The sequence below is a fragment of the Arthrobacter sp. efr-133-TYG-118 genome, assembly GCF_030209755.1.
Classification (GTDB): Bacteria; Actinomycetota; Actinomycetes; order Actinomycetales; family Micrococcaceae; genus Arthrobacter.
This window is the reverse complement of the sequence record NZ_JARVRH010000013.1, coordinates 102,666-124,931: the sequence shown is the minus strand read 5'-3', so window position 1 is coordinate 124,931 and position 22,266 is coordinate 102,666. Positions and strand designations below refer to the sequence as shown.

Annotated in this window: 27 protein-coding genes and 1 pseudogene; 12 read left to right on the top strand and 16 right to left on the bottom strand. The window is 63.7% G+C overall.

Annotated features, from left to right (window positions below; translation table 11 throughout):
* Positions 1–50 precede the first annotated feature (50 nt).
* Positions 51–464 carry a hypothetical protein gene (locus QRN59_RS13185; RefSeq protein WP_284982953.1) on the top strand — a complete coding sequence of 138 codons (414 nt, stop codon included), beginning with the start codon at positions 51–53 and terminating at the stop codon, positions 462–464.
* A 9-nt stretch (positions 465–473) separates the two neighbouring features.
* On the opposite strand, the gene QRN59_RS13180 is transcribed toward QRN59_RS13185, so the two are convergent.
* The gene (locus tag QRN59_RS13180) at positions 474–701 is read right to left on the bottom strand and encodes a hypothetical protein (RefSeq protein WP_284982952.1); all 228 of its coding nucleotides are present in this window, start codon (positions 699–701) and stop codon (positions 474–476) included.
* A 103-nt stretch (positions 702–804) separates the two neighbouring features.
* Here QRN59_RS13180 and QRN59_RS13175 point away from each other — a divergent pair, with 103 nt between their 5' ends.
* Complete coding sequence (locus QRN59_RS13175; protein WP_284982951.1) at positions 805–2,289, top strand: MFS transporter; 1,485 nt, start codon at positions 805–807, stop codon at positions 2,287–2,289.
* Positions 2,290–2,321: 32 nt separating this feature from the next.
* Here QRN59_RS13175 and QRN59_RS13170 read toward each other — a convergent pair whose 3' ends face one another.
* Together QRN59_RS13170 and QRN59_RS13165 are read right to left on the bottom strand one after the other, a co-directional pair.
* Positions 2,322–2,774, bottom strand: a complete 453-nt coding sequence (locus tag QRN59_RS13170) for an Hsp20/alpha crystallin family protein (protein ID WP_284982950.1) — start codon at positions 2,772–2,774, stop codon at positions 2,322–2,324.
* A gap of 456 nt (positions 2,775–3,230) precedes the next feature.
* Complete coding sequence (locus QRN59_RS13165; protein ID WP_284982949.1) at positions 3,231–3,914, bottom strand: hypothetical protein; 684 nt, start codon at positions 3,912–3,914, stop codon at positions 3,231–3,233.
* 143 nt (positions 3,915–4,057) lie between these two features.
* On the opposite strand from QRN59_RS13165, the gene QRN59_RS13160 reads away from it, so the two are divergent.
* Positions 4,058–4,519 carry a group II truncated hemoglobin gene (locus QRN59_RS13160; RefSeq protein WP_284982948.1) on the top strand — a complete coding sequence of 154 codons (462 nt, stop codon included), beginning with the start codon at positions 4,058–4,060 and terminating at the stop codon, positions 4,517–4,519.
* On the opposite strand, the gene QRN59_RS13155 is transcribed toward QRN59_RS13160, so the two are convergent.
* Complete coding sequence (locus QRN59_RS13155) at positions 4,516–5,367, bottom strand: alpha/beta hydrolase (RefSeq protein WP_284982947.1); 852 nt, start codon at positions 5,365–5,367, stop codon at positions 4,516–4,518. The genes QRN59_RS13160 and QRN59_RS13155 overlap by 4 nt on opposite strands.
* Before the next feature lie 173 nt (positions 5,368–5,540).
* On the opposite strand from QRN59_RS13155, the gene QRN59_RS13150 reads away from it, so the two are divergent.
* The 5 genes from QRN59_RS13150 (at position 5,541) to QRN59_RS13130 (ending at position 8,164) form a co-directional block, all read left to right on the top strand.
* On the top strand, positions 5,541–5,933 hold the full coding sequence (locus tag QRN59_RS13150; RefSeq protein ID WP_284982946.1) for a nuclear transport factor 2 family protein: 393 nt from the start codon (positions 5,541–5,543) through the stop codon (positions 5,931–5,933).
* A gap of 102 nt (positions 5,934–6,035) precedes the next feature.
* Positions 6,036–6,332 (top strand): hypothetical protein, encoded by a 297-nt coding sequence (locus QRN59_RS13145; protein ID WP_284982945.1) that lies wholly within the window; start codon positions 6,036–6,038, stop codon positions 6,330–6,332.
* A gap of 79 nt (positions 6,333–6,411) precedes the next feature.
* Positions 6,412–6,759 carry a VOC family protein gene (locus QRN59_RS13140; protein WP_284982944.1) on the top strand — a complete coding sequence of 116 codons (348 nt, stop codon included), beginning with the start codon at positions 6,412–6,414 and terminating at the stop codon, positions 6,757–6,759.
* Between the two features lie 54 nt (positions 6,760–6,813).
* Positions 6,814–7,821: an isopenicillin N synthase family dioxygenase gene (locus QRN59_RS13135; protein ID WP_284982943.1), complete on the top strand. Its 1,008-nt coding sequence runs from the start codon at positions 6,814–6,816 to the stop codon at positions 7,819–7,821.
* 31 nt (positions 7,822–7,852) lie between these two features.
* Complete coding sequence (locus tag QRN59_RS13130; RefSeq protein WP_284982942.1) at positions 7,853–8,164, top strand: hypothetical protein; 312 nt, start codon at positions 7,853–7,855, stop codon at positions 8,162–8,164.
* A gap of 14 nt (positions 8,165–8,178) precedes the next feature.
* On the opposite strand, the gene fdxA is transcribed toward QRN59_RS13130, so the two are convergent.
* The 8 genes from fdxA to QRN59_RS13090 all read right to left on the bottom strand — a co-directional run bounded on the left by fdxA (position 8,179) and on the right by QRN59_RS13090 (position 16,083).
* On the bottom strand, positions 8,179–8,484 hold the full coding sequence (gene fdxA, locus QRN59_RS13125) for a ferredoxin (RefSeq protein WP_284982941.1): 306 nt from the start codon (positions 8,482–8,484) through the stop codon (positions 8,179–8,181).
* A 6-nt stretch (positions 8,485–8,490) separates the two neighbouring features.
* Positions 8,491–9,966: an aldehyde dehydrogenase family protein gene (locus tag QRN59_RS13120; RefSeq protein ID WP_284982940.1), complete on the bottom strand. Its 1,476-nt coding sequence runs from the start codon at positions 9,964–9,966 to the stop codon at positions 8,491–8,493.
* 58 nt (positions 9,967–10,024) lie between these two features.
* Positions 10,025–10,810: an SDR family oxidoreductase gene (locus tag QRN59_RS13115; protein ID WP_284982939.1), complete on the bottom strand. Its 786-nt coding sequence runs from the start codon at positions 10,808–10,810 to the stop codon at positions 10,025–10,027.
* A complete protein-coding gene (locus tag QRN59_RS13110) occupies positions 10,810–11,742 on the bottom strand; it encodes a dihydrodipicolinate synthase family protein (protein WP_284982938.1) in 933 nt (310 codons plus the stop codon). Before QRN59_RS13110 ends, QRN59_RS13115 begins: the two co-directional genes overlap by 1 nt.
* Before the next feature lie 57 nt (positions 11,743–11,799).
* Entirely contained in the window at positions 11,800–12,600 is an 801-nt protein-coding gene (locus tag QRN59_RS13105; RefSeq protein ID WP_502871052.1) for an enoyl-CoA hydratase-related protein, read from the bottom strand.
* A gap of 8 nt (positions 12,601–12,608) precedes the next feature.
* Positions 12,609–13,868, bottom strand: coding sequence for a CaiB/BaiF CoA transferase family protein (locus tag QRN59_RS13100; protein ID WP_284982936.1), 1,260 nt, complete (start codon positions 13,866–13,868; stop codon positions 12,609–12,611).
* Entirely contained in the window at positions 13,865–15,247 is a 1,383-nt protein-coding gene (locus QRN59_RS13095; protein ID WP_284982935.1) for an FAD-dependent oxidoreductase, read from the bottom strand. Before QRN59_RS13095 ends, QRN59_RS13100 begins: the two co-directional genes overlap by 4 nt.
* Positions 15,248–15,474: 227 nt before the next feature.
* Entirely contained in the window at positions 15,475–16,083 is a 609-nt protein-coding gene (locus QRN59_RS13090) for a helix-turn-helix domain-containing protein (protein WP_284982934.1), read from the bottom strand.
* A gap of 551 nt (positions 16,084–16,634) precedes the next feature.
* Between QRN59_RS13090 and QRN59_RS13085 the strand changes: the two genes are divergently transcribed.
* The 4 genes and pseudogenes from QRN59_RS13085 (at position 16,635) to QRN59_RS13075 (ending at position 19,012) form a co-directional block, all read left to right on the top strand.
* Positions 16,635–17,939: an MFS transporter gene (locus tag QRN59_RS13085; protein ID WP_284982933.1), complete on the top strand. Its 1,305-nt coding sequence runs from the start codon at positions 16,635–16,637 to the stop codon at positions 17,937–17,939.
* 8 nt (positions 17,940–17,947) lie between these two features.
* A complete protein-coding gene (locus tag QRN59_RS13080) occupies positions 17,948–18,442 on the top strand; it encodes a cytidine/deoxycytidylate deaminase family protein (RefSeq protein WP_284982932.1) in 495 nt (164 codons plus the stop codon).
* Positions 18,443–18,711: 269 nt separating this feature from the next.
* Positions 18,712–18,897: pseudogene (locus tag QRN59_RS24555) on the top strand (helix-turn-helix domain-containing protein); the annotation flags it as partial.
* Positions 18,863–19,012, top strand: coding sequence for an IS3 family transposase (locus QRN59_RS13075; protein ID WP_502871051.1), 150 nt, complete (start codon positions 18,863–18,865; stop codon positions 19,010–19,012). The pseudogene QRN59_RS24555 and the gene QRN59_RS13075, both read left to right, overlap by 35 nt.
* 83 nt (positions 19,013–19,095) lie before the next feature.
* Here the strand turns inward: QRN59_RS13075 and QRN59_RS13070 are convergent, their stop codons facing one another.
* The 4 genes from QRN59_RS13070 to QRN59_RS13055 all read right to left on the bottom strand — a co-directional run bounded on the left by QRN59_RS13070 (position 19,096) and on the right by QRN59_RS13055 (position 22,236).
* Positions 19,096–19,443, bottom strand: coding sequence for an RNA polymerase-binding protein RbpA (locus QRN59_RS13070; protein ID WP_059389983.1), 348 nt, complete (start codon positions 19,441–19,443; stop codon positions 19,096–19,098).
* Positions 19,444–19,686: 243 nt separating this feature from the next.
* Positions 19,687–20,706, bottom strand: coding sequence for an SPFH domain-containing protein (locus QRN59_RS13065; protein WP_284982931.1), 1,020 nt, complete (start codon positions 20,704–20,706; stop codon positions 19,687–19,689).
* Positions 20,707–20,810: 104 nt separating this feature from the next.
* The gene (locus tag QRN59_RS13060) at positions 20,811–21,272 is read right to left on the bottom strand and encodes an NfeD family protein (RefSeq protein WP_284982930.1); all 462 of its coding nucleotides are present in this window, start codon (positions 21,270–21,272) and stop codon (positions 20,811–20,813) included.
* A 109-nt stretch (positions 21,273–21,381) separates the two neighbouring features.
* Entirely contained in the window at positions 21,382–22,236 is an 855-nt protein-coding gene (locus tag QRN59_RS13055) for a methyltransferase domain-containing protein (RefSeq protein WP_284982929.1), read from the bottom strand.
* Between the last annotated feature and the right edge of the window lie 30 nt (positions 22,237–22,266).

The following is a 22,266-nucleotide window of genomic DNA, read 5'->3' as shown; positions in this document are numbered from 1 at the left end:
CTTAGAAGGCGCCAATGAGACGCAAGGTTGGTTGCGGGAAAGGCAAGATCATGACCGAAAGCAGCGGCGTCGAAGAACCCACTGAAGAAGAACCCACTGAAGAGGAGAAGAGCGGGGCTCCCGAGAAACCGGAACTGCGCGGCCGGTACGTCGAGGGGGACTACGGCAAGACCGGAACGGAGCCCGGGCGTCACTCCGATGACGTAGAAGGCCAATACAGCGAAGGCGACTACGGGACGGCCGGCAGTCAAGGAGGCTTGCCCGAACCCTTGGGTGAGGAGGCCAAGGAATCCGGGCGCTACGCAAAGGCAGACCTCGGCGAAGCCGGAGCGGTTCCGGGGCGGACAGCTGAGTCGGAAATCGGCCAGTACGCCGAGGGGGACTACGGGAGGGACGGGGCCGTGGGGCCACTGCGTAAGTCAGCCAATCGACCCGCGCCGGCGGATGAAGACGGCGACGAATGACCGGGTCGATCACTTCGGCCGGACCGGGCCCCCTTCGGCCTTGGCCAGGATGAAGCTCAGATCCTCGGGAGAGAGGCTGACTTGGCTGTGCCGGTCGGAATCCGGAGTGATGCCGGTTTCCTGATGGATTATTTCCGTGATGGTTCGCGGCAAGACCACGCATCCGGGGTTGTCGGTTAGCCAATGCTGCGTTTCGGGGCTGAGCATGTCCCAGTGGTCCCTGATGTTCATCTCCATGGATGACGCCTAACTGAGTGGGTGCAGAGAAAAATGCCGGCCGAGGCCGGTGCCGGAAACGTATTTAGGATACGCCCGGGCGTAGGGGAAAGACAGGGCCGACATGGCAACTCAAAGCGACGGCGTAGGCTTTCGTTCCAAACGGGGCCCGATACTCATAGCCCTGATGCTCTCAAGCGGTCTCGTCGCGATCGATGCCACCATCGTGGCCACCGCGGTGCCTTCGATCGTGCACGAAATCGGTGGGTTCGCCTCGTTTCCGTGGCTCTTCTCCGCCTACCTGCTCGCGCAGGCCGTCTCGGTTCCGGTCTACGCGAAACTCTCCGACATGGCAGGTCGGAAGCCGATAATTCTCACTGGCATTGGACTCTTCCTGCTCGGATCGATCCTTTGCGGGTTGGCGTGGAGCATGCCTGCGCTCATTGCCTTCCGCGTGGTGCAGGGCTTGGGTGCCGGCGCGGTCCTGCCTGTAGCCATTACCATCGCCGGCGATATCTACACCCTGGCCGAGCGCGCGAAGGTGCAAGGCTACCTCGCGAGCGTGTGGGCGACGTCGTCGGTTGTCGGTCCAACTCTGGGCGGGGTGTTCTCCTCGCTTGGGGTCTGGCGGGGAATCTTCCTGGTCAACGTTCCGCTCTGCATCGTGGCTGCGTGGATGCTGGTTCAGAGGTTCCAGGAGAACATCGAACGGGTAAAGCACCGCGTCGATTATCTTGGAGCCGCTCTTCTCACGGTCACGTTAACCTTGACCATCCTCGGCGCCCTGGAAGGTGGCCAGGCATGGGCCTGGGACTCTCCGATCAGCATCGCAGTGTTCGCCGTTGGTTCAGTCTTGCTCGTTGCCTTCGTCGTGGTAGAGAGACGAGCGGCTGAACCCGTCCTTCCGCCGTGGGTCGTTTCGAGGCGCCTTCTCGCCACGACCGCACTGATCTCCTTCGGGGCTGGAGCAATCGTGCTTGGCCTCACCTCGTACGTTCCCACCTTCCTTCAAGGCGCGCTTTCGGTGTCACCACTCATTGCGGGCCTATCCCTGGCAGCCCTGACAATCGGCTGGCCGATCAGCGCCTCGCAGTCGGGCCGTTTCTACCTCCGGATCGGCTTCAGGGCAACAGCGTTGATCGGGATCACCATCACCCTCATCGGTTCGGCGGCCCTCGCCATTACGGCATACACCCCGAATCTCGTGCTCGTCGCAGGCAGCTGCTTTGTCGCCGGACTCGGACTGGGGTTACTTGCGACCCCGAGCCTGATCGCAGCCCAGTCCAGCGTCGAATGGCACGAACGCGGCGTTGTGACGGGCACCAACCTCTTCGCGCGATCCATTGGCAGCTCGCTTGGCGTAGCGGTATTCGGAGCCGTGGCCAACGCGATCTACGCCGACAGCCCCGGTGGCGGGAAGAGTTCGCAGGCAGTTGTATTCGCCTCTGCGGCGGTATTTCTCGCCGTGCTTGTGAGCGCCGCGCTCACCGTCGTCGCCGTCCTCGCAATGCCCGCCACCGCCCTCGAGGCTACCGCTCCCCAGGACAAGCGGCCAGCCCCGCGGCTCCAAAAAGTGCGGCGACCAAACGGGCAGCATGGGAGCCCTTAGGCTTGCGTCGTCGGCCAGGCTAGTTGGCCGAGTTAGTTCCCCGGCTCCTCGGGAGACTGGTTGGCTTCGCGGCCACCCTTACGGACAACGCGGATTTTCGTGGTCTGCGGCTCTGGCTGTTCGGGGACCCGGATACGGATTTCGAGGACGCCGTCCTCGTACGTGGCGATGATGCCGTCCTGGCTCACGCCGCGGGGCAGCGGGATGCTGCGGGACCGTTCGCCGTAGCGGAGCTCGCTGCGGTAGCCCTTCTTGTCCATGCGTTCGGCATCCTCCTCGCGCCGTGCCTGAATATGCAGGTTGTCGTCGGCGACGCTGATGTCGACGTCGGTTTCCGGATCGATTCCCGGCAGATCCACTCTGACGACGAGCGTGTCCCCCTCCTGGTATTGCTCGATGCGGAGCGAAGGATCGGATTCGCCTTGAAGGAAGCGTCGGACGGGCTCCGGGACTTCGAGTCCGCCGCGTCGGAGAAAGTTGTCCATGATGTCCTCCTGATAAATGCCGGCTGCCAGCCAAAACAGACTTGCCGGAATGAGAAGAAAGCTACGCCTAGCATGGCCCCGTGGATAGCCCCTCGGTCTCTGCTGAGGTGGCGAACACCACCGAATAGCGCCAATCTTGACGTCAGCTATGCTCGGTCGGAAACTGAGCATAGGAGGCGCGCCGTGGGCAATTTAGCGTGGATTCTCGTGGTGCTCATCCCACCCTTGGGCTTCTTCGTTTTCCTGGTTTACGCAAATATTCGTTTGTCGGCCAGGCGGAAAGCTCTTGGGTTACCCCCTCTGGGACTGACCCCACGTCGTTCCAAGACTCGTCACAGGAAACATCACAAATACGTGATCATTCATCGCTTCAAACACTGAGAAGGACTCCAAGACGTTGGTGGCGGTTTGCCCTGGGCGGTGCCGCCACCATTAAGGGCGGGACAACTGCACCTGTCAGCTTTGATGGAAGTCCCGAGCCTTTGGCGCGTCGAGTATTCCGGCAATCTTCTCCTCCAGGGCAGCGATCGTCGCTTCGGGCAGGACGATCAGACCGTCCAATTCGCGCCGGGCGCGCTTGTACGCCGTCTGCCGCTCTGCCGGCGTCGCTGCACTATCCGAAGCGATCCTGAGCAGCTTCCTCGCGGTCGCCAGCCGCTGACGCTCGGGCTCGGTGAAATTGCTGTCCTTGATGCGTCTGGCTTCCCGCTCTGCCACATCGAACGCCAGCTCGAAGCTGCGGACGGCCGTGCGATACTCGGCCAGCCGGGCCGCCGTCGTGATTTCTCCCGGAGCTGCCGGACGCAAGCTGTCAGCCTCCCGTTTGGCCCTAAGAAACGCCACGGTGAGCGGCTCGCGAACATCCGACATGACCGGGAAATCGATGAGTTTTCCGACGTCGAGTTCGTATTCGAGCCATCGCCGGTTCACCGCGTCGTGCGCCTCTTGCAGCCGCAAGACCTCGGTTTGGCTGGCCTGCTCCGCTTGCGCCGCGCGGTTCTGGAGCTGATAGAGCTCCACCCGACGGCGGTGCCGCCTTTCGCTGGCCCTGGACCAGGACCGTGCCCAACCGCCGGCCAATCCGCTCAGCGGAAAGACCAGCCACCAGTAGTGGCCGACAAATTCGAAGAAGGGATTCACCGCTTCATCGTCCCACCGGCCCAGATGTGTCTCAAGAGGCCGCGGCTGGCAGGGGCAGGAGGTTGCGCCGGGATGAAAGTTCCGGCGGCGGAGAGTCGCCCGCGCCCATGGCATTTGGTGGTGGAGCGTGCCATCGTTGCAGCATGCAGACGGTATACGAGGCTGCGGGCGGCGCCGACTTTTTCATCGCTCTGGCGGATGCCTGGCATGCCAGGGTCATCGCGGACGACGTGGTCGGTCACGCGTTCAGCCATGGATTCCATCCTGAGCACACGCAGCGTCTGGCAGCTTATTGGGCGGAGGCGCTGGGCGGCCCCCAGGCATATACGGGCTCTTATGGTGACGAGACATCAGTGGTGCGCATGCACAGCGGGAACGGGCCGCATGAGGAGATGGACCGCCGGGCGATCGCGTGCTTCGATCTGGCACTTGAGGATGTAGGACTCGCCGAAGGCAGCCTTCTCCGGAAAGTGCTGCACGACTACTTCGCCTGGGCGACCACCACAGCTATGTCCACATACCGCCGCTCCTCAGACGACGTCCCGGAGGGACTTCGCTTCCCGAAGTGGTCCTGGGACGGGCTCGTAAATGAGCAGCAGGCCTAGCCAACCTTCCGGAGCCAGTCCGACAGGATAGGCAAGGCGACCGAGCTATGCATCGCTCCGATGTGATCGAGGCCCGGAAGCACTCGGACATCCCACCCGGCGCTCAAGAGAGCTTGCTTGTGCGTCGTCAGGTGCTCCCCGATCTTTACCTGAACGTTGCCCCATGCCGGGCCGTAATCGATCCGGTCGTCCGCCCCTGCGAAGGCGAGGCGAGGCAAGCCCGGCGGAACTTCGGCGGAGGAATCGTCGAAATCCTGAAGGGCTTCGTAGAGGGTCACGAATTGGCGGGTCTGAGCTTCGTTCGTTTGAACGGGTACAGAATCCCAGTCTCCGGGCTCAACGTCAGGAGTAGGGGAAGGAACCAGGTCGGCGGATTGTGTGGACATCGAATGTGCTGCCCGGGTCACCGCCAACATGCTCGCGTATGGTCCATCGAGGGGTGGGAATCCGCCCATCACCAGTGCCCAAAGCCGGTCAGTGCGGATTGCGAGTTGCAAGCCGCAGAGTGCCAGCCAAGAGTAGCCGTAGTAGGCGAAGGTGCCGGCATCAGCGGCGTCGGCGATAGCAAGGAGATCAGCCGTGACATTCCCTGGAGTAAGGGTGTCCGGTGCGGGGTGTGCCATCCGGTGGCTTTCGTAATCGGCGACGACGACACGGTGGTATCGCGCGAGTCCGTTGACCATGTTGGGTCCCAGATCCGGATCAGCGCCCCAGCGGCGCATCGTTTCGGCTTCCTCGCGCGGATAGGGGGCGAAGCGGGCCGGGATCATCAGGGCGCGTCCGTTTCCGTGGATGGTTATAGCGATGGTTGTGCCATCGTGAAGAACGGCCTCAGCGGTCTCAATCACGGCTTGCCCTCCCTGTGGGTGTGGCGTCCTTATGGTCAAGCTTGGCACTGAATTGCCGGCAGGGGCCCTTGGTGCGGTCCGCGAACTTCGAGCATTCCATCGACAGGCACCCTGCCCAGGAATAGCCTTAAGCCGTCCCATTGACCGACGAGGATGACGGAGAGGTATCCGACATGGGAGCTACAGAAAACGCCGAATTGGTCCGGCGGGGGTACGAGGCCTTTAACACAGGTGATCTGGCGACACTCAGCGAGCTGTTCGCGGAGGACGCAGTCTGGTACGCAGCTGGAAATGGCGTGCTGTCCGGGACGAAGCAAGGACGCGACGCGATTCTGGCGTATTTCGGCGAGCTGGGAGCGCGTTCCCAAGGTACCTTCCAGGCGGCGGTTCAGGACATCGTCGGTGGAGAAAACCACACAATTGCGCTCCAGCAGAGCCGCGCCGAAAGCGATGGAAAGACCCTGGACATTGCAACAGCCATCTCCTTCGTGCTCCGCGACGGAAAGGTTGTAGAGGGTCGGGAATTCTTCGAGGACACGGCCAAGGCAGACGAATTCTGGACCTGAATCTAGGATTTGGATCCCGCGTGTGAAAACTCATTGACATCCCGCGTAGCGGGGTCTATTGCTTGGCATGTCCACACCCGTCCACACCAGCAAGGAGCAGATATGGAAGCCGCGCCCTACGGAGTCGTGCACTTCTTCCCAGGAGGCACGAAGGAACAATACGAGGCGTCTATTGCCGCCGTCCACCCAGGAGAGGGGCTCTTGCCCGACGGTCAGACTTTCCACGCCGCAGGCCCGTCAACCGGCGGTTGGACGATCATGGCCGTCCACGAGTCGAAAGAAAGTTGGGAGAAATTCCGCGACGGCATCCTCGTGCCCCGCATGCAGGTGGGCATTGAGGGCGGATTCGAGTCGCCCCCGGAAGAGACGGTCGTCGGTCTCTACAAGGTCATGCCCTAACTATTCGAAAAGGCCGCCCCCAGGTCTCGCGGGCGGCCTCCCGCCGTCTATCTGCGGAGGAAGTGGAAAGGAAACAGCCATGGCGTCCATAGTGAACTACTTCGAAGTCGGTTCGCCCGATCCCGAGAGCGCGCGGGCATTCTACGGCTCACTCTTCGACTGGACCTTCGGTGAGTCCTCGCCTGCCAGCTACCAGATGGTGAACGGCGACAAGGGTGGCCTGTGGGACACTTCCTCGCTTGAGGGAACGTCGTGGGCGATTTTCTACGTGCAAGTCGACGATGTGAAGGCTGCGATCGCCAGGGCCGAGTCGCTCGGTGCGAGTGTGGCCATCCCGTTCGTCGATAACGGCGCGATCGAGTTCGCACACCTCCTGGACCCGCACGGCAACCGTTTCGGTGTGTGGCGTCCCAAGCATCCGGGCTGAACGCGACGGGACAATCCGCACGCTTGCGACATTCGATGAAAAGGACGAAGTGCATTGACACTCGATACATTGCCCGTGATCGATTTCTCCCGTCTGGATGCCACCCCGGACGAGGCCTCCCGGTTCCGTGACGAACTGCGCGACGCCATGCATGAGGTTGGCTTCCTCTACCTGGCCGGCCACGGCATCCCGCAGGAGCTGACGGACGCCATTCTCGACGTGTCGCGCCGTTTTTTCGAGCTGCCCGAAGAAGAAAAGCTCGCGATCGAGAATGTCCACAGCCCCCAGTTCCGCGGCTACACCCGCGTTGGCGGCGAGCTCACGGACGGCGGGATCGACTGGCGCGAGCAGATCGACATCGGCGTCGAGCGTGACGCTGTCGAGCCGGGCCTGGGTGTCCCGGAATATTGGCGCCTGGAGGGGCCCAACCTTTGGCCGGCTGCGCTGCCGGAAATGCGGGAAATCGTCTCAGAATGGACCGACCGGCTGAGCACCATCTCACTGGCGTTGTTGCGGGCCCTGGCAGTTTCCCTCGGAGCGCCCGAGGACACCTTTGATGCCGCATTCGCCGCACGGGCTTTCCCTGTCCTCAAGATTGTGAGATATCCGGGGGAGTCGAACCCGGAACCGAAGCAGGGCGTGGGTTCCCACCGAGACGGGGGGGTACTCACTCTTCTCCTGGTTGAGCCCGGGAAGGGCGGTCTCCAGGTCGAGTACCAAGGGAAGTGGATCGACGCGCCCCAAGTGCCGGGGACATTCGTGGTCAATATCGGCGAAATGCTGGAGCTGGCCACCAACGGCTACCTCAAGGCGACCCTGCACCGGGTCATCTCACCGCTTCGAGGCACAGACCGGATTTCCCTTCCCTTCTTCTACAATCCCGCACTTGATGCGACCATGCCCCAGCTTGCCGTGAGCCCGGAATTCCAGGCAAAAGCCCGTGGCCTGTCGGTTGACCCCACGAACAGCCCGATTCTGGAAACCTACGGGGACAACGCCCTCCGTTACCGGCTTCGGGCCCACCCGAACGTCGTCGCAGAGCATCACGCCGACCTGCTGTGACCTATACGGTGCGGGGCCGGATAATGGGGCAATGGACTTCGAATTGCTCACCATCCAGGACTGTCCGCACAGTTCCGCGGCCCGGGAACTGTTCTCCCGGGCCGCGGAACTGGAGGGGAACGACCCTGCCTTGATTGCGGTCAGGCAGATCCTGACCGACGAAGAGGCCGAAGCCTCCGGATTCCACGGATCCCCGACATTCATGGTGAACGGAAGTGACCTCTTCCCCTCGATGGCAGAACCAGCCATGACGTGTCGCGTCTACCGCACGGCCGGTGGCCTCTCGGGCCTGCCCAGCCTGGAGTCGCTTCGACAGGCGATCCGGGCCAGGCTGGCCGCTTAACATCAGCCCGGAACTTATGCCGCTGCAACCACGGGATGGTCCCGCCCGAGGTTCCCGAGCGCCGATGCCCCTTGCGGGGATCCGAGCTCCTCGAAGAACTCCACGTTGGCCCGGACATAATCTGACCACTCATCCGGAACGTCGTCCGAGTAGTAGATCGCCTCGACCGGGCACACCGGATCGCAGGCTCCGCAGTCCACGCATTCAGACGGGTGGATGTAGAGCGAGCGTTCGCCCTCGTAGATGCAATCGACCGGGCATTCGTCAATGCAGGCTTTGTCCTTGACGTCGACGCAGGGTTGCGCGATCACGTAGGTCATGGCGCGTTACACACCGGTGTAAACGGTCTTGCCCCAGGTGAAGAAGTCCAGCGCCGACTTGCCCTGCTCGCGGAACGTGTTCGTGGAGGAGTCCTTCACGCCACCGAACGGCACGTTCAAGTCCAGGCCCGCCGTGGGACGGTTGACCTTGATCACGCCGGCCTGCGCCCGCGCGGCGAAGTCCGTGGCCAGGGCCAAGGAATCGGTGCAGATGCCTGCCGTGAGGCCGTAGCGGGAGTCGTTGATCGCGGCGAGTCCTGCCTCGTAATCGGGGACCTCCAGGACCGCGACCACCGGACCGAAGATTTCCTCCGTGACAGCGGCGTCGTCGAAGGGAAGATCGGTGAGCACAGCGGCAGGGAAGAGCAGCGCGCCGGTCGGGTCGCCGTCGTACTCTCCGTGGAGGAGGGCGGCACCGCGTTCGACGGCGGTGCGCACCGCAGCTTGGTCCTGCTCGAACTGCTGGCTGCTCACCACAGCGCCCATCTTGGCGCCGTCGAGCCCGTCACCGGCGGTGTAGCTGGCGGCCTCGGCAACGAGGGCTTCGAGGAAGGCGTCCCGGACGCCCGGCGTGACGTAGACGCGCGACGTTGCGGTGCACGCCTGGCCCGTGAGTCCGAACGCGCCGGCCGCGACGACCGCGGCGGCTTTCTGCGGATCGGCGTCGTCGAGGACCAGGACGCCGTTCTTGCCGCCCATTTCGAGCTGGACGCGGGCGCGGCGCGCATTCAGGATTTCCTGGAGTCCGAGCCCCACTTTGGTGGAGCCGGTGAAGGACAGCCCGGCGATGCGGGGATCGCGTGCCAGAGCGTCTCCGACCACGCGGCCTTTGCCGTGGACCACGTTGAAGACTCCGGCCGGAAGTCCGGCGTCTTTGAGGGCGCGGGCAAGGTGCGTCGCCGAGAGCGGGGTGAGTTCGGCCGGCTTGATGACCACGGCGTTGCCGCTGATGAGTGCGGGGGCGGCCTTCCAGGCCGGGATGGCGATGGGGAAGTTCCAGGGGGTGATGAGCCCGACGACGCCGAGCGGCTCGCGCCGGGTGGTGATGGTGGTGTCCGGGAGGCCGCTGGGAAGTACTTCGCCGGTGGCGGCCCAACCGAGGGAGCCGAAGAAGCGCAGCACGTCCGAGGCGCGCTTGACCTCTCCCTTGGCTTCGGCGAGGGTTTTGCCTTCCTCGCGGACGAGGTCCTCGGCGATCGTGCTTAGACGTTCAGCGAGAAGGTTGCCGGCCGTCATGAGGATGGCTCCGCGGGCCGGGGCGGGCAGGGCAGACCAAGCCGGCTGGGCGGCGGCAGCGGCTGTGATGGCCGCGTCCACGTCGTCGGCGGTACCTCGCGGGGACAGGGCAGCGAGTTCATCCGGGCGGGCCGGGTTCATTCGCTGGATTTCAGGCTCTCCGGTCCATTCGCCGTTGATCAGGTGCTGCGCTGCGGCAACGTCCTGACGGGTGGAAGTTGCGGATTCGGTGGCGGTGGAAGTCATGGTAATCCTTTGGCTCATGCGGTTGGGATGGGAGAAGGCTGTTCGGGCGGGATCGGGCCTAGAGGCTCCGGATCAGGCCTCCGTCACAGCGAAGCGCGACGCCGGTGATGTAGGAAGCGGGGGCACTGCAGAGGAAGGCGCCGGCGGCGCCGAATTCCTCCGGTTCGCCGTAGCGTCGGGCAGGGATGGTCTTGCGCGATTCGAGTTGGATTTCCTCCGGTGTGGTGCCGCGGCGTTTGGCGGCCGCCCGGTCCAGTTCGGCGACGCGGTCGGTGGCGATGCGTCCGGGCAGGAGCATGTTGACCGTGACGGCGTCGAGGGCTACTTCCGCCGCAAGGGTCTTGAGGTAGCCGGCCAATGCTGCGCGGCCCGTGTTGGAGACGGCGAGGTTGGGCAGGGGCGCCACAATTCCGCTGGATCCGATGGCCAGGATCCGTCCCCAGCGCCGCTCCCGCATCCCCGGGAGGATCTTGGAGACAAGAGCGTGGTGCGGTTTCACGAGCAGCTCGAACGCCGCCGCGATGTCGTCGGCGCCAAGGCTCGCGGCCGCCCCGGGCTTGGGGCCGGGGCCGTTGAGGACGAGGATGTCGATGGGACCGAGTAGTTCCACGGCGCGTTCGACGGCGGCGGTCACTCCGTCCGCGGTACTGAGGTCCGCTTCGACCGCCACGGCGCTGTGCCCGTCGGCTTGCAGCTCCGCCGCGATCTTCTCGGCCAGCTCGCCGCGGCGGCCGGTGATGGCAACCTGGACGCCTTCGGCCGCGAGGCCGCGGGCGACGGCCAGTCCCAGCCCTCCCGTGGAGGCGGCGACGAAGGCGGTCTTGCCACTGATTCCGAAGTCCATCAGAGCCTTCCTGCTGTGTGGGCGGTCAGGGTAAGAGAGAGATCCAAAGCGCGGGCCGCTTCAGCCAGATGCGTCAGCATTCCGTTCCGGAGGACCTCCGGGAAAGGAGCCGCGGGCGGGCGGACACCGGAATCCTTGATGAGGCCCCGCTCGCGGAAGCACTCCTTCCGGACCGCCAAGGCGATCCGGGCCTGCTGCTCGAAGTTGATGAGCGGCAGATACGGGAGCAATGCGTCCCGGGCGGCGTCGTAGCCGCCCGACTGCCAGGCACGGACGCTGGCCACGAGGGCTTCCGGGTAGGAGAACCCGGTCATGGCTCCGGCTGCGCCGGCCACCAGCTCGTCCAGCAGCCCCTGGCCGCCCAGCCCGCCGAACACGGAGACGTCGACGGCGGCCGCCAGTTGGGCGATGGCCACGCTGGTGGGCGGGGCCTCGGCTTTGACCGCAACAACGAACTTGCAGGCCTGGACCACGTAGATCAGTGCTTCCGTGCTGATGCTGACACCGCTGGCCACCGGGTAGTCCTGCAGGACGACCTTCGCGCCGGTGGATTGGTGGATGGCGGTCAGGTGCGCGGTGACGACTTCCGGCCGTGCTGAATTGACCTGCACCATGACGGCTGCGATCCGGTCTCCCGCCACGGCCTGGGCGGCCCGGACTTCTTCGACTGCCGTACCCGTGAAGAGCGAGGTCACACCGACCACGAGCGGCAATCGGGTTTCTTCGACCACCACTTCCAGCGCCAGGCTGCGCTCCGCTGCGGTCAGGGCGGCGGCCTCGCCGAAGACACCCAGGACAGTCAGCCCTGTGGCGCCGATGGATTCATAGTGCTCCACCAACCGGGCCAGGCTGTCGGTGTCCAGATCGAGCGTGCTGCCCTGGAATGGCGTGGCGACGACGCCCCACACACCGGGTGATAGTGCTTCCCGCATTGGATTGTCCTTCCGTTCGTGCTGAAGTTCGGTGTCTTGCATCTGTTCGTGCTCCATTCAGCGGCCCGGCCACACAGGCGGGCGCTTTTCCTGGAAAGCGCGAACTCCTTCGGCGGAGTCTTCGCTGTCGAGCGCGGCCATGAGGGCCGGCAGCCTGAGGCCGCGGGCTTCCGCGGCGCTCAGGTGGCTCGTCCTGCTGACCATTTGCTTGACGGCCCGGACGGAGCTGGGCGCGCAGGCGAGGATCTGGTCCACCCAGCGCTGCACCGCGGCGTCGAGCTCATCTGCGGGAACCACTTCGTTGACGAGGCCCATCGACTGCATCTCGGCAGCCTCGGCCTTGCGACCGGTGAGGAGCATGCCCATCGCTTGGGTATAGGGGACGCGGCGCACCAGCTGGTGGATGCCGCCGTCGAGCGCCAAGCGTCCGACGCGCGGTTCGGTGAGGCCGAAGCGGGCCGTGTCAGCGGCGACGACGATGTCGGCACCGAGCACAATTTCCATGCCGCCGCCAAGCGCATAGCCGTTCACCCGGGCAATGACCGGAATGTCCAGGCTCGTGCGCAGGCTCAGTCCGCCGAAACCGTTGGGGTCAAGCTCCGCCCAGTACTGCAGGCCGGTCTTGTCCACGGCGGAGGCGGACATGTCCGCACCGACGCAGAACGCCCGCGTCCCGGCGCCGGTGATGACGACGGCGCGCACGTCAAGATCGGCTTCGATCCGGTTCCAGATGTCATTGAGCCGGGCCTGGGCAGTCCCGTCCACCGCGTTGAGCACGTGCTGGCGGTCGATCACTACCGTGGCCACGTGGTTCTCGATGGTCAGCGTGACCTGGTCAACGATCTTCTTCTCTTCCATCGACACAGTCACCGGAGTACCCCCAACTTCTGCAAGCGCTCGATGGTTTCGGCGTCGAAACCGTTCTCCAGCAGGACCTCCACGTTGTGCTCGCCGAGCCGCGGCGCCACACGCCGGATGGAAGGCGGGGTAGCAGACAGGCGAATAGGCGCATTGAGCATCTTCACGGTGCCCACGCCCGGGTGCTCGGCTTCCACGATCATCCCGTTGGCCTCCGTCTGCGCATCCGCCAAGGCCTGTTCCAGGGTGTGGACGGGTGCGTTGAGCAGGCCTTGGCTCTCCAGCTGGTTGGTCCAGTACTCGGTGGTGTTCGTGGCGATATGTTCCCGGAAGATCGCCTGCAGGGCCGGCTTGTGCTTGAACTGCTGCTCCAAGTTGGCGAACTCCGGCCGCTGCGTGAGGTCTTCGTCCAGGCCCAGCGCTTCGGAAATCCGAGCCAACGGGTCGGGGGTGAAACCGCCCACCATGCAGACGGCGCCGTCGGTGGTTTCAAAGACGCCGCTCAGCGGCATGGCGCCCCAGTTGACTTCGTAGCCGCGGTTGAGCTGCATGCATGCCTCCTGCATCTGCAAGTGCAGCATGGAATCGTACATGGTCACCTCCACTTTTTGCCCGACGCCGGACGTCTCCCGCGTGCGCAACGCCAGCAGGATGCCCTGCATGAGGTGCATACCCGTGATGTAGTCGCACAACGTGGTGGGGTAGATGGCCGGCTTCACGTCGTCCGACTCGCGCCGCCACATCACGCCTGAGTAGGCCTGTGCGATCGCATCCTGGCCTCCCTTGTGGGAGTAGGGTCCCACCGGGCCGAAGCCCGTGCCGGAGGCCCAGATGATGCCCGGGTTACCGGCTTTGAGTTCCTCGTAGCCGAAGCCCATCCGCTCCATCACGCCGGAACGGAAATTGCTGACGACGACGTCGGCGTCGGCCATGATCCGGCGGAGGACGGCCTTGCCCTCGTCGGTGCGGGTATCCACGGACACGCTGCGCTTGTTCCGGTTGATGGACAGGAAGATGGGATTGTCCTGGCCGTCCTTGTCCGGGAACGAGTTGCGCGAGATGTCGCCCGCGCCCGGTCGTTCCACCTTGATGATGTCCGCGCCGTAGTCGCCCAGGAGCTGGGTGCAGGACGGTCCCATGAACACCTGGGTGAAGTCCACGATCTTGATTCCGTCGAGGGGGAGCGGGATGCCGTTGCGCTCGGCAGCGGAGGCGGGCGCCGCCGTCGTGGTTTCCTCAAACTCATCGAGGAGGGTGTCGGTACTCATGCCCCCACCACAGCTTCGCTGTCGACGGTAGCGTTCGACGACGGGACGTCGCCCGGGTCTGCACCGTGCCGGCGCATGCCCTGCTGGATGTCCAGCGCGGAAACCTCGCGGACGATAGTGCCGTTCTGGACCGCCAGCGCGGCGGCGACGCCGACTGCCTGGCCCATGGCCATGCAGGGCGGGATCTCGCGGGACATCTTCTGCGCTTCCGGGGTGGCCGAGTAGTGGCGGCCGGCGACGAGCAGCTGGTCCACTTCCTTGGGAAGCAGCGAGCGGTACGGGTAGTAGTAGTCGCGGCCGCGGGCCACGGTGTCCGCGAAGTGGCGGCGGGAGGTGACGTCGTCCTTCGTCATCACGTATTCGCCCTCGAGCAGGCGGGTCTGGCGGACGCCCATCTGGGAGGCGACGTCGAGCATGTAGCAGTTCTCAAAGCCCGGCAGGTGGGCGCGGACGTACTCGACGGCCTCGGTGATCCGGTCCCGCGCAGCAAACTCGGCGGCGGTCATGTCTGCCGGGTCCACGCCGTCGTACCCGGTCATGTGGGGAGCGTTGCACCAGACGACGCCATCGATGGGAGTCTTGAGCCACCACAGTTCCCAGGCACCGCCGAGGAGCCGCTTGATGGTGCGGTTGATGGCACGGGCCTCCTTCGGGTTGGCCTGTTCGAAAGCTTCTGCGGCGGCGGTGTCGACGTTGCCGAGGCGGAAGACGAGCGTGGTGAGGTAGCTGTCCTTGATGTGGCTGGCGCCGGCACGGGAGGCGACGTCGATGTCTCCGGTCGTGTCGATGACGATGTCTGCCATGAATGCCTGCGGGCCGGACTTGGTCTCGCAGATGACGCCCTTGATGACGCCGTTGTCCACGATCGGGCGGGAGAACCACGAGTGCAGGCGGAGGTTGACTCCGGCTTCGCGGACGAGGTCGTTGGAGACCCGCTTCCAGCCGTCGGGGTCGAAGGCTGCGGCGTAGCAGATCGGCTTGGGGTTGGTGTGGGAGTGGAAGTCGAAGGTGCCGTAGCGGCCCCACTTGTTCCAGAGTTCCTCGGAGGTCTTGCGGTCATCGGCAGGGGGCACGATGGCCAGGCCGAGCTTCTGCAGGCGTTCGACGTACTCCGAAACGATGCCGGTGACCGTGATTTCCTGGCCGTTGATCATGTCGTCGAGCACCAGGACCATGCCTCCGGAGGCGAGGCCACCGAGCGAGGAGTAGCGCTCCAGGAGCGTGACGGATGCGCCGGAACGTGCTGCGGTGACCGCGGCGGCCACGCCGGCGGGCCCACCGCCGACCACGAGGACATCCGAGCGGGAGATGACGGGCGCGGTGAGATCCGCCGTCGTCGTACTGAGTTCCAGTGACGATGTGGTGGCAAAGGAGTTCATGGTGGAGGATCCTTACTTCCCGGCAGGCATGCCGTTGGAACGGTTGCCGGGGTATAGACGAGGTGCTCAGGAGGAGCTCGCGGCGGTGCACGCAGCGAAGCAGGCCTGGCGGAGGGCATGACGAGTAGAGGTCCCGTGGGACCTGGACACGGAAGAGGAGATGTTTGCGGACGGACGTCCAAGGGTCCGTGCGTGTATGGGATCGAGCGGCGGCTAACGCCGGCTGGTCACCACACGTGAGGGGCGTTGACCCAGATTGCTACGCATACCTCTTCGTAGCTGTTTTTGTACCAGTGAGGCGTATCCGAGGAGAAGGTGATCGAATCGCCCGCCTCAAGGGTGTAGCACTCACCGTCCAGGAAGATGTCTTTCTTTCCCGACAGGATGATGCCGAATTCCTCGCCGCTGTGGCGGAAAGGAGTGGCGCTGGTGTCGTGGCCTGGCGGGCTCACGATCCATTGGGCCTCCAAGGCGCCGTTGAGGTCCGGGGTGAGGAGCTCGTAGACTGCCTCTCCCACGGACTTCTTGGTAACGCCTTTGAGGTTTCGCCGTTCGGCCTTGCGGACAACCGGCGATCTGGTCTCTTCCTGGCCGATGAAGAATTTCCCGACGGGAATGTCCAGGCCGTGAGCCAGCTGTGCCAAGGTGGTGAATGACGGATTGGCCAGCCCACGTTCGATCTGGCTGACGATCGCCGGGCTGAGACCGGTGATTTCCGAGAGTTTGGACAGGGTCATCCCCTTGTCCTTGCGCATCGTGCGGACCTTGTTGCCGACAGTTGCCAGAAGCGCGCTCGTGCCGGCCGGTGAGGATGCCGTGATGATCTCGTTGGTCATGATCCAGCTTTCTCTCGGTGAGCTGACTCACATAACTATAGTGAAAAATTTTAGCGAATCAATGGTTTGGTGAAATTTTTCTTGTTCGCCGGGCGCGGTGGCGTCCTCGCGGCGGCGGACTCTTCAGCACTGGCGGCGTGGTGAGGGCTATTTATCGAAAAGCATTGACCTGGTGAATATCTTCAATATAGTTAAGTGAGTCGCATCACGTGGGGAAGTTTGCAACACGATCAGAGACGTGGGCGCTTCAGCCTTCTGGCGGAAGGCCCAGCCCAGCCCCACGTCCACCCTCGTGTTCCCATGCTGATCCTGCGGCATCCAAGCAAGCCATCCACGCTCCCTATTACCGGACTGGATGTCCCCGTTTGCTTCAAAGCGCTACGAAGAGGCACGCGTAGCTATCTGGGCTAACTCGATTCCCATGAGGTGAGCTGGTTCGGCCACGCCGAACCAAGCCAAAATGATAGTTTCGATCACCGTCCATACCCCCTGGATGTCAACGGTGATCCGTACCCTCACGCACCGCGAAGGTGCGGAGGAAGGAAAGAATCATGACTGACACTGTCGTCAAGAATGGCCCGGAGAGCGCCCGGAAAACCCGGCTCTCTCCGGAAATCCGCCGCGGGCTGCTGGGCCTCGGACTCGGGAACACCCTTGAGTGGTACGACTGGATGGTCTTCGGACTCCTGTCGGCCTTCATCGGGCCAAAGTTCTTCCCCTCACAGGACCCCACCGCCGCAACCCTTAACGCCCTGGCGGTCTTCGCAGTCGGCTTCGCGTTCCGTCCGCTGGGCGGCGTCCTGCTCGGTACTTTCGCCGACAGGATCGGCCGTCGAAAAGTGATGCTCTGGTCCATCATGATGATGGCAATCACCACACTGATCATCGCCCTGTGCCCGACATACCAGCAGATCGGCGGCGCCGCCGGCGTCATCCTCCTGATCTGCCGCATCGTGCAGGGCATCTCGACCGGTGTTGAAGCTCCGCTTTCCACCGCACACGCCGTCGAACTGGTTCCCGTGGGACGCGAAGGGTTCGTCGCAGGCATCATCTCCTTCTTCGTCAACTCGGGAATTCTCCTCGCCTCACTTGTCAGCTACCTGTGCAGCCTGATGCTGAGCGGTGCTGTCATGGCCGACTGGGGTTGGCGTGTTCCCTTCATCGTGGGGGCAATCTTCGGTTTCATCGTGGTCTACCTACGCCGGACCCTTCCGGAAACCATGCGGCCCGAGGAGCTTGCCGAGAACTCCTCGAAGGCTGTTTGGGGCGGGGTGCGCAAGCATTGGCTGAGCGTTCTGGCGATTACCTTCGTCGTTGGAGCGGCGCAAGCCTACAACTACGCCTGGAATACGGGACTGCCCACCGCGGCCCGCAGCGGCTTCAAAGAAGACGCAACTGCGGTCTTCGCCCTCACCACCATTCTTGGCGTGGTGCTGGTTGTTGGCAGCCTCGTGGTCGGCAAATTCGCCGATGGCAAGTCGATTTCCAAGTGGTTCCTGATCACCCGCGCCCTGTCCATTCCGTCGGTCTTCCTGATGCTGATGTACGTCCGTCCGGGCATCGGCGGATTCGCCGCCGTCCTCCTGGGCGGCTCGGTCGTCCTGGTGCTGAACATGACCCTGTACAACGTGGTCACGAGTTCCCTCATGCCCAAATCCTGCCGCGGCGCCGGAACCTCCCTCGGTTACGGAATTGGTGTCGCCATCTTCGGTGGCACGGCTTCCTACCTCCTGGTCTGGCTCCAGTCCATGAATGCATCGTGGATCTTCCCGGTTTACGTGGCCGTCCTGTCCGTGTTGAGCATTGTGTTCTACGTGCTGGCACGGCGGAAGAACGGAATCTTCATTGGAAGCTAGAAACGTGTATGGATTCTTCCGCCCAGGCCGTTGCGGTTCCGGAGGTGCTTGTGATCTCGTTTGACCTCAGCCAGTCCGATGTAGAGCTCTACACGGCGGCGCGTCAACTGCTCCTCTGGGCCCATCACGGCGAGAACCATCGTGTGGCCGCTGCCATGCGGGGCGCGTCGGGAGCGATCTACCTGGGCCTTCACATCGGCTCCAAACGAATCAACGTGTGTGCCGAATCCAGCGCCCTCGCCAATGCCCGCATTGCGCAAGAAGACTCCATCCAGTCATCCGTGGCAGTCAGCATGGACGAACGCGGCGAGCCCCAGGTCACCAATCCCTGTGGAGTTTGCCGGGAACTGCTTCGGAACTATGGGGCCGAGGCTACCGTCCTGGTTGATGCCGGGGGAGAGATCGGAACGGTCGGCCTAGGGGAACTCCTGCCTTATCCCTGGATGCGGGCCACCGAGACCGAATGGTCCACCCAGCCGCCAGAAGCCATGAAGACGTACTAAGCGCGCGACGGAAATGGCCGGGACTCTTTGAGCTGCTCCCCGAAAGTTGGACTGAGAATTCAGTTCTGACTTACGGGGAGCAGTTTCATGTTAAAGAGCAGTTCGTTGTCCGGGGAGCAGTTCGTTGTCCGGGGAGCAGCGCGCGGCCGCGGTAGCGTTGTTCGAGACCGGTTGGGGCGCCAAGTCCGTTGCCATAAAGCTCGGGGTGAGCAAAGAGGGCCGCCGGCCGATTACATGACCGGTGGAGGGTTCGTGGAGGTACAACGCTAGTGGCCAAGCCAACGAACGGGCAGTTTTCGTTTGAGTTCAAACTCGCTGTTGTCCAGCGGTTTCTGGCTGGAGAGACCCAGGTGGCCTTGGCGCAGGAGTTCCAGCTGTCGTCCCCGCTTCTGATCAAGAAGTGGGCCAGCCTGTACCGGAATGAAGGCGAGGACGGACTGCGCCCGAAGCCCAAGGGCCGCCCGAGGTCGCCTTTCGAGGCGCCTCCGCTGGTGCAACACCGAACGGATCTCGACAAAGCTCGAGGGCCTGAGCCCGGTGCAATACCGGACCCAGGCCCTCGCGGCTTAGGATCTTAATTGGCCAGTCCAACTTTCGGGGACCAGTTCACTCTGGGAAGAGGGCGGACCCGGCCTTTGTCGTCAACTGTGCGGTTATGCCGAGCGGCGTTCTCCGCGACGCTCGCGCAGGATGTTCAGGCGGTCTTCGAGGATCTGCTCGAGCTCGGGAAGGCTGCGGCGTTCCAGCAGCATATCCCAGTGCGTGCGGACAGCCTTCTCATTGGTGTCAACGGGGCGTTCGCCATCAACCAGGAGCGCTTCCTTGCCGGTCTTGGAAACCCAGACAGGAGGAATCTCGGCTTCGGAGGAGAAGGTAACGAAGACCTGCTCTCCGTCCGCGCAGCGGTATTCAACCCTCTGACGAGGCGCCGGCTCCACACCGGATTCGGTTTCCATGCTCTGGGCGCCAAGACGCATGCCCCGCAGGCTGCGATCGCTCATGATTACTCCCTCTGTCTGTTCGCGGAACCAAGCTCCGCGCTAGCCGGACGCCACAATGGCGTCGCCCGGACTACTGTCTGCACACGTTGCATCACTAGATGAAACGCCTGACCAAGCGTTAATGTTCCGTTCGGATTGAACCGGCCGGACAAATACACCATTATACGCGGATCGAGGCGGACAGGACAAAGCGAAGGAGACCGGCCAGAGACTTTGGCCGGTCCCCGTGCAAACTGTCCGCCGTTACGCCGGCGGTTCTTGTCGAGGCGGCGTCGATGGGGCGTGTCCGGAACCTATCGCTGTGCTGCCCGCCGGTGCGGGAACTTCGGCTGGGGGCTTTGCGGAATCGCTGAACAGGTCTGCGACGCCTGGTCCACCGTTGGCACCACCCAACGCACCGCCGATGCCCTTGAGGGCCTCACCGATCTCGCTGGGGATGATCCACAGCTTGTTGGATGATCCCTCCGCAATCTTCGGCAGGGTCTGAAGGTACTGGTAGGCCAGCAGCTTTTGGTCCGGGTTGCCTTTGTGGATGGCGTCGAAGACCTTCTGAATGGCCTGGGCTTCGCCATCGGCGCGGAGGATGGCCGCCTTGGCGTCACCCTCTGCGGCCAGGATTGCTGCTTGCCGTTGCCCTTCGGCCGTGAGGATCTGCGATTGCTTGGTGCCTTCGGCGGTCAGAATCGCAGCACGCCGGTCACGCTCGGCCCGCATCTGCTTCTCCATTGAGTCCTGGATGGAGTGCGGCGGGTCGATTGCCTTGAGTTCTACTCGCGAAACGCGGATTCCCCAGCGTCCGGTGGCTTCGTCCAGGACCCCGCGGAGCTGCCCGTTGATCTGGTCGCGGGAGGTGAGCGCTTCTTCAAGGTTCAAGCCGCCGACGACGTTGCGGAGCGTCGTGGTGGTCAGCTGTTCAACAGCCTGGATGTAGTTGGCGATCTCGTAGGTCGCGGCCCGGGGATCCGTGACCTGGAAGTAGACCACGGTGTCGATCGAGACAACCAGGTTGTCCTCGGTGATCACCGGCTGCGGCGGGAAGGAAACCACTTGTTCGCGGAGATCCAACAGCGGCAGCAGGCGGTCGACGAAGGGGATCAGGATGGTGAGCCCGGGGTTGAGCGTGCGCTGGTACTTACCGAGCCGCTCTACGACGCCGGCGCGCGCTTGCGGGATGATCCTGATCGAGCGGACCAAAACGATAATCACGAATATGACGAGAACTAGCAGCACGATCGCGGCTGCAGTTCCTCCCAAGCTGTCCATACATCTCCTTCATTCCCCAGTTACGTATTTGATGCGGTTGTGTGCGGCAATGTGCCGATCGCTCGTCGTCGAACCCAGCGGCTTGAGCCGTGGCGGGACGCCGCTCAGTGCGGGCTGTTCTCCGCTGTCGAGGCGACTACCGCCGTCGCGCCGTCAATCCTGGTGACCTGCACGGTCTGGCCGGCGTCGATGATCCCAGCCGCGCTGCGGGCGCTCCACACGTCGCCACCGATCTTGACCAGTCCCGCCGTCGCACTGACCGGCTCCATGACGAGCGCTGATTGGCCGATCAGGCGGTCCACGTTGGTACGTTGCTCGGCAGGCCCCTTGTGGAGATGCTTGAGTGCGATAGGACGGACGAAAGCGATCATCAGCAGGGACACGATGCAAAAGACGACGATCTGCAACCAGAGATCGGCTCCGGCGAAGTCAGCGACGAGGGCAGCCAGCGCACCGGCCCCCAGCATGATGAAGAAGAAGCTAAGCGTGAGCATCTCCACCACGGCAAATGCGAGAAACACGGTGAGCCAGAGGGCCCACCAGTTGCTGCCAAGCCATTCAAACATCGTTCCCCCTGTTTCCGGACTTGGGGCGGCAGCCGGCCTGATCCGGACTGCAGCGCCAGCAAGATCACAGTCGCTGTTTTTCCATCCTAGCCCGGCGCGAAGGTTCCCGTTAGGAGCCTTGCTCCGCCGCTGTGAAAACGCTGAGGGTGAACTTCGCGGTGGCATGGACGGACGTTTCCGCGGCCGTCGACGCCAGGAGAGCGGAGCGCTCAAGGTGGTGGCCTGCCGGTCCCATGAAGGCGACGTCGGCGATGTCCCGCCCGTCGAGCTTGAGATCCACGTCGAGTTGAATACTGTCCGCAAGAGTGAAGAACTCCTGCATGGACTCGGCGAGACGCTCGTCTTTGCCGGGCTCAATGCCCAACATTCCAGCCCGTTCCGCAATCTCCCCAAGGTGTCCGTTGCGCGGAGTCACCACGATCACCCGGCCGCCCGGACGCAGCACGCGGGCAAATTCCGGGGGATTCCGCGGCGCAAAGACCACGATGATGGCATCCACGGCATGGTCGACGAGCGGCAGGGGACGCCAGATATCCCACACGAGATTGATGGCGTCGGGATTCAACCGTGCTGCCCGGCGGAGGGCGAACTTTGAGATATCGATGCCAATGGCTGCTGCGGGAGTGCGGTCCAGCACTGTGCGGAGGTAGTGGCCGGTCCCGGTCCCCGAATCCAGGACGAGGGATCCCAGCGCCGGCAGGACCGGTGCGGCCAGCTCCGCGATGGCCTCAGCGAGGGGACCGTAATGGCCCGCGCCCAGGAAATCGTTGCGGGCTGCGACCATCTCGGCCGTGTCGGCCTCGAAGACCGTGCCCTTGCCGGTGAGCAGGTTGAAGTAGCCCTGTTTGGCGGCGTCGAAACTGTGGCCGGCGACGCAACTCAACGAAAGCGGCGCCGCCCCTCTCAGGCCGAAAGGACCCTGGCAGACCGGGCAGCGCAAGGCGGAGACGGCGTCGGAAAGCATATGGACAATCCTACGGCGGACGGAGTGGCA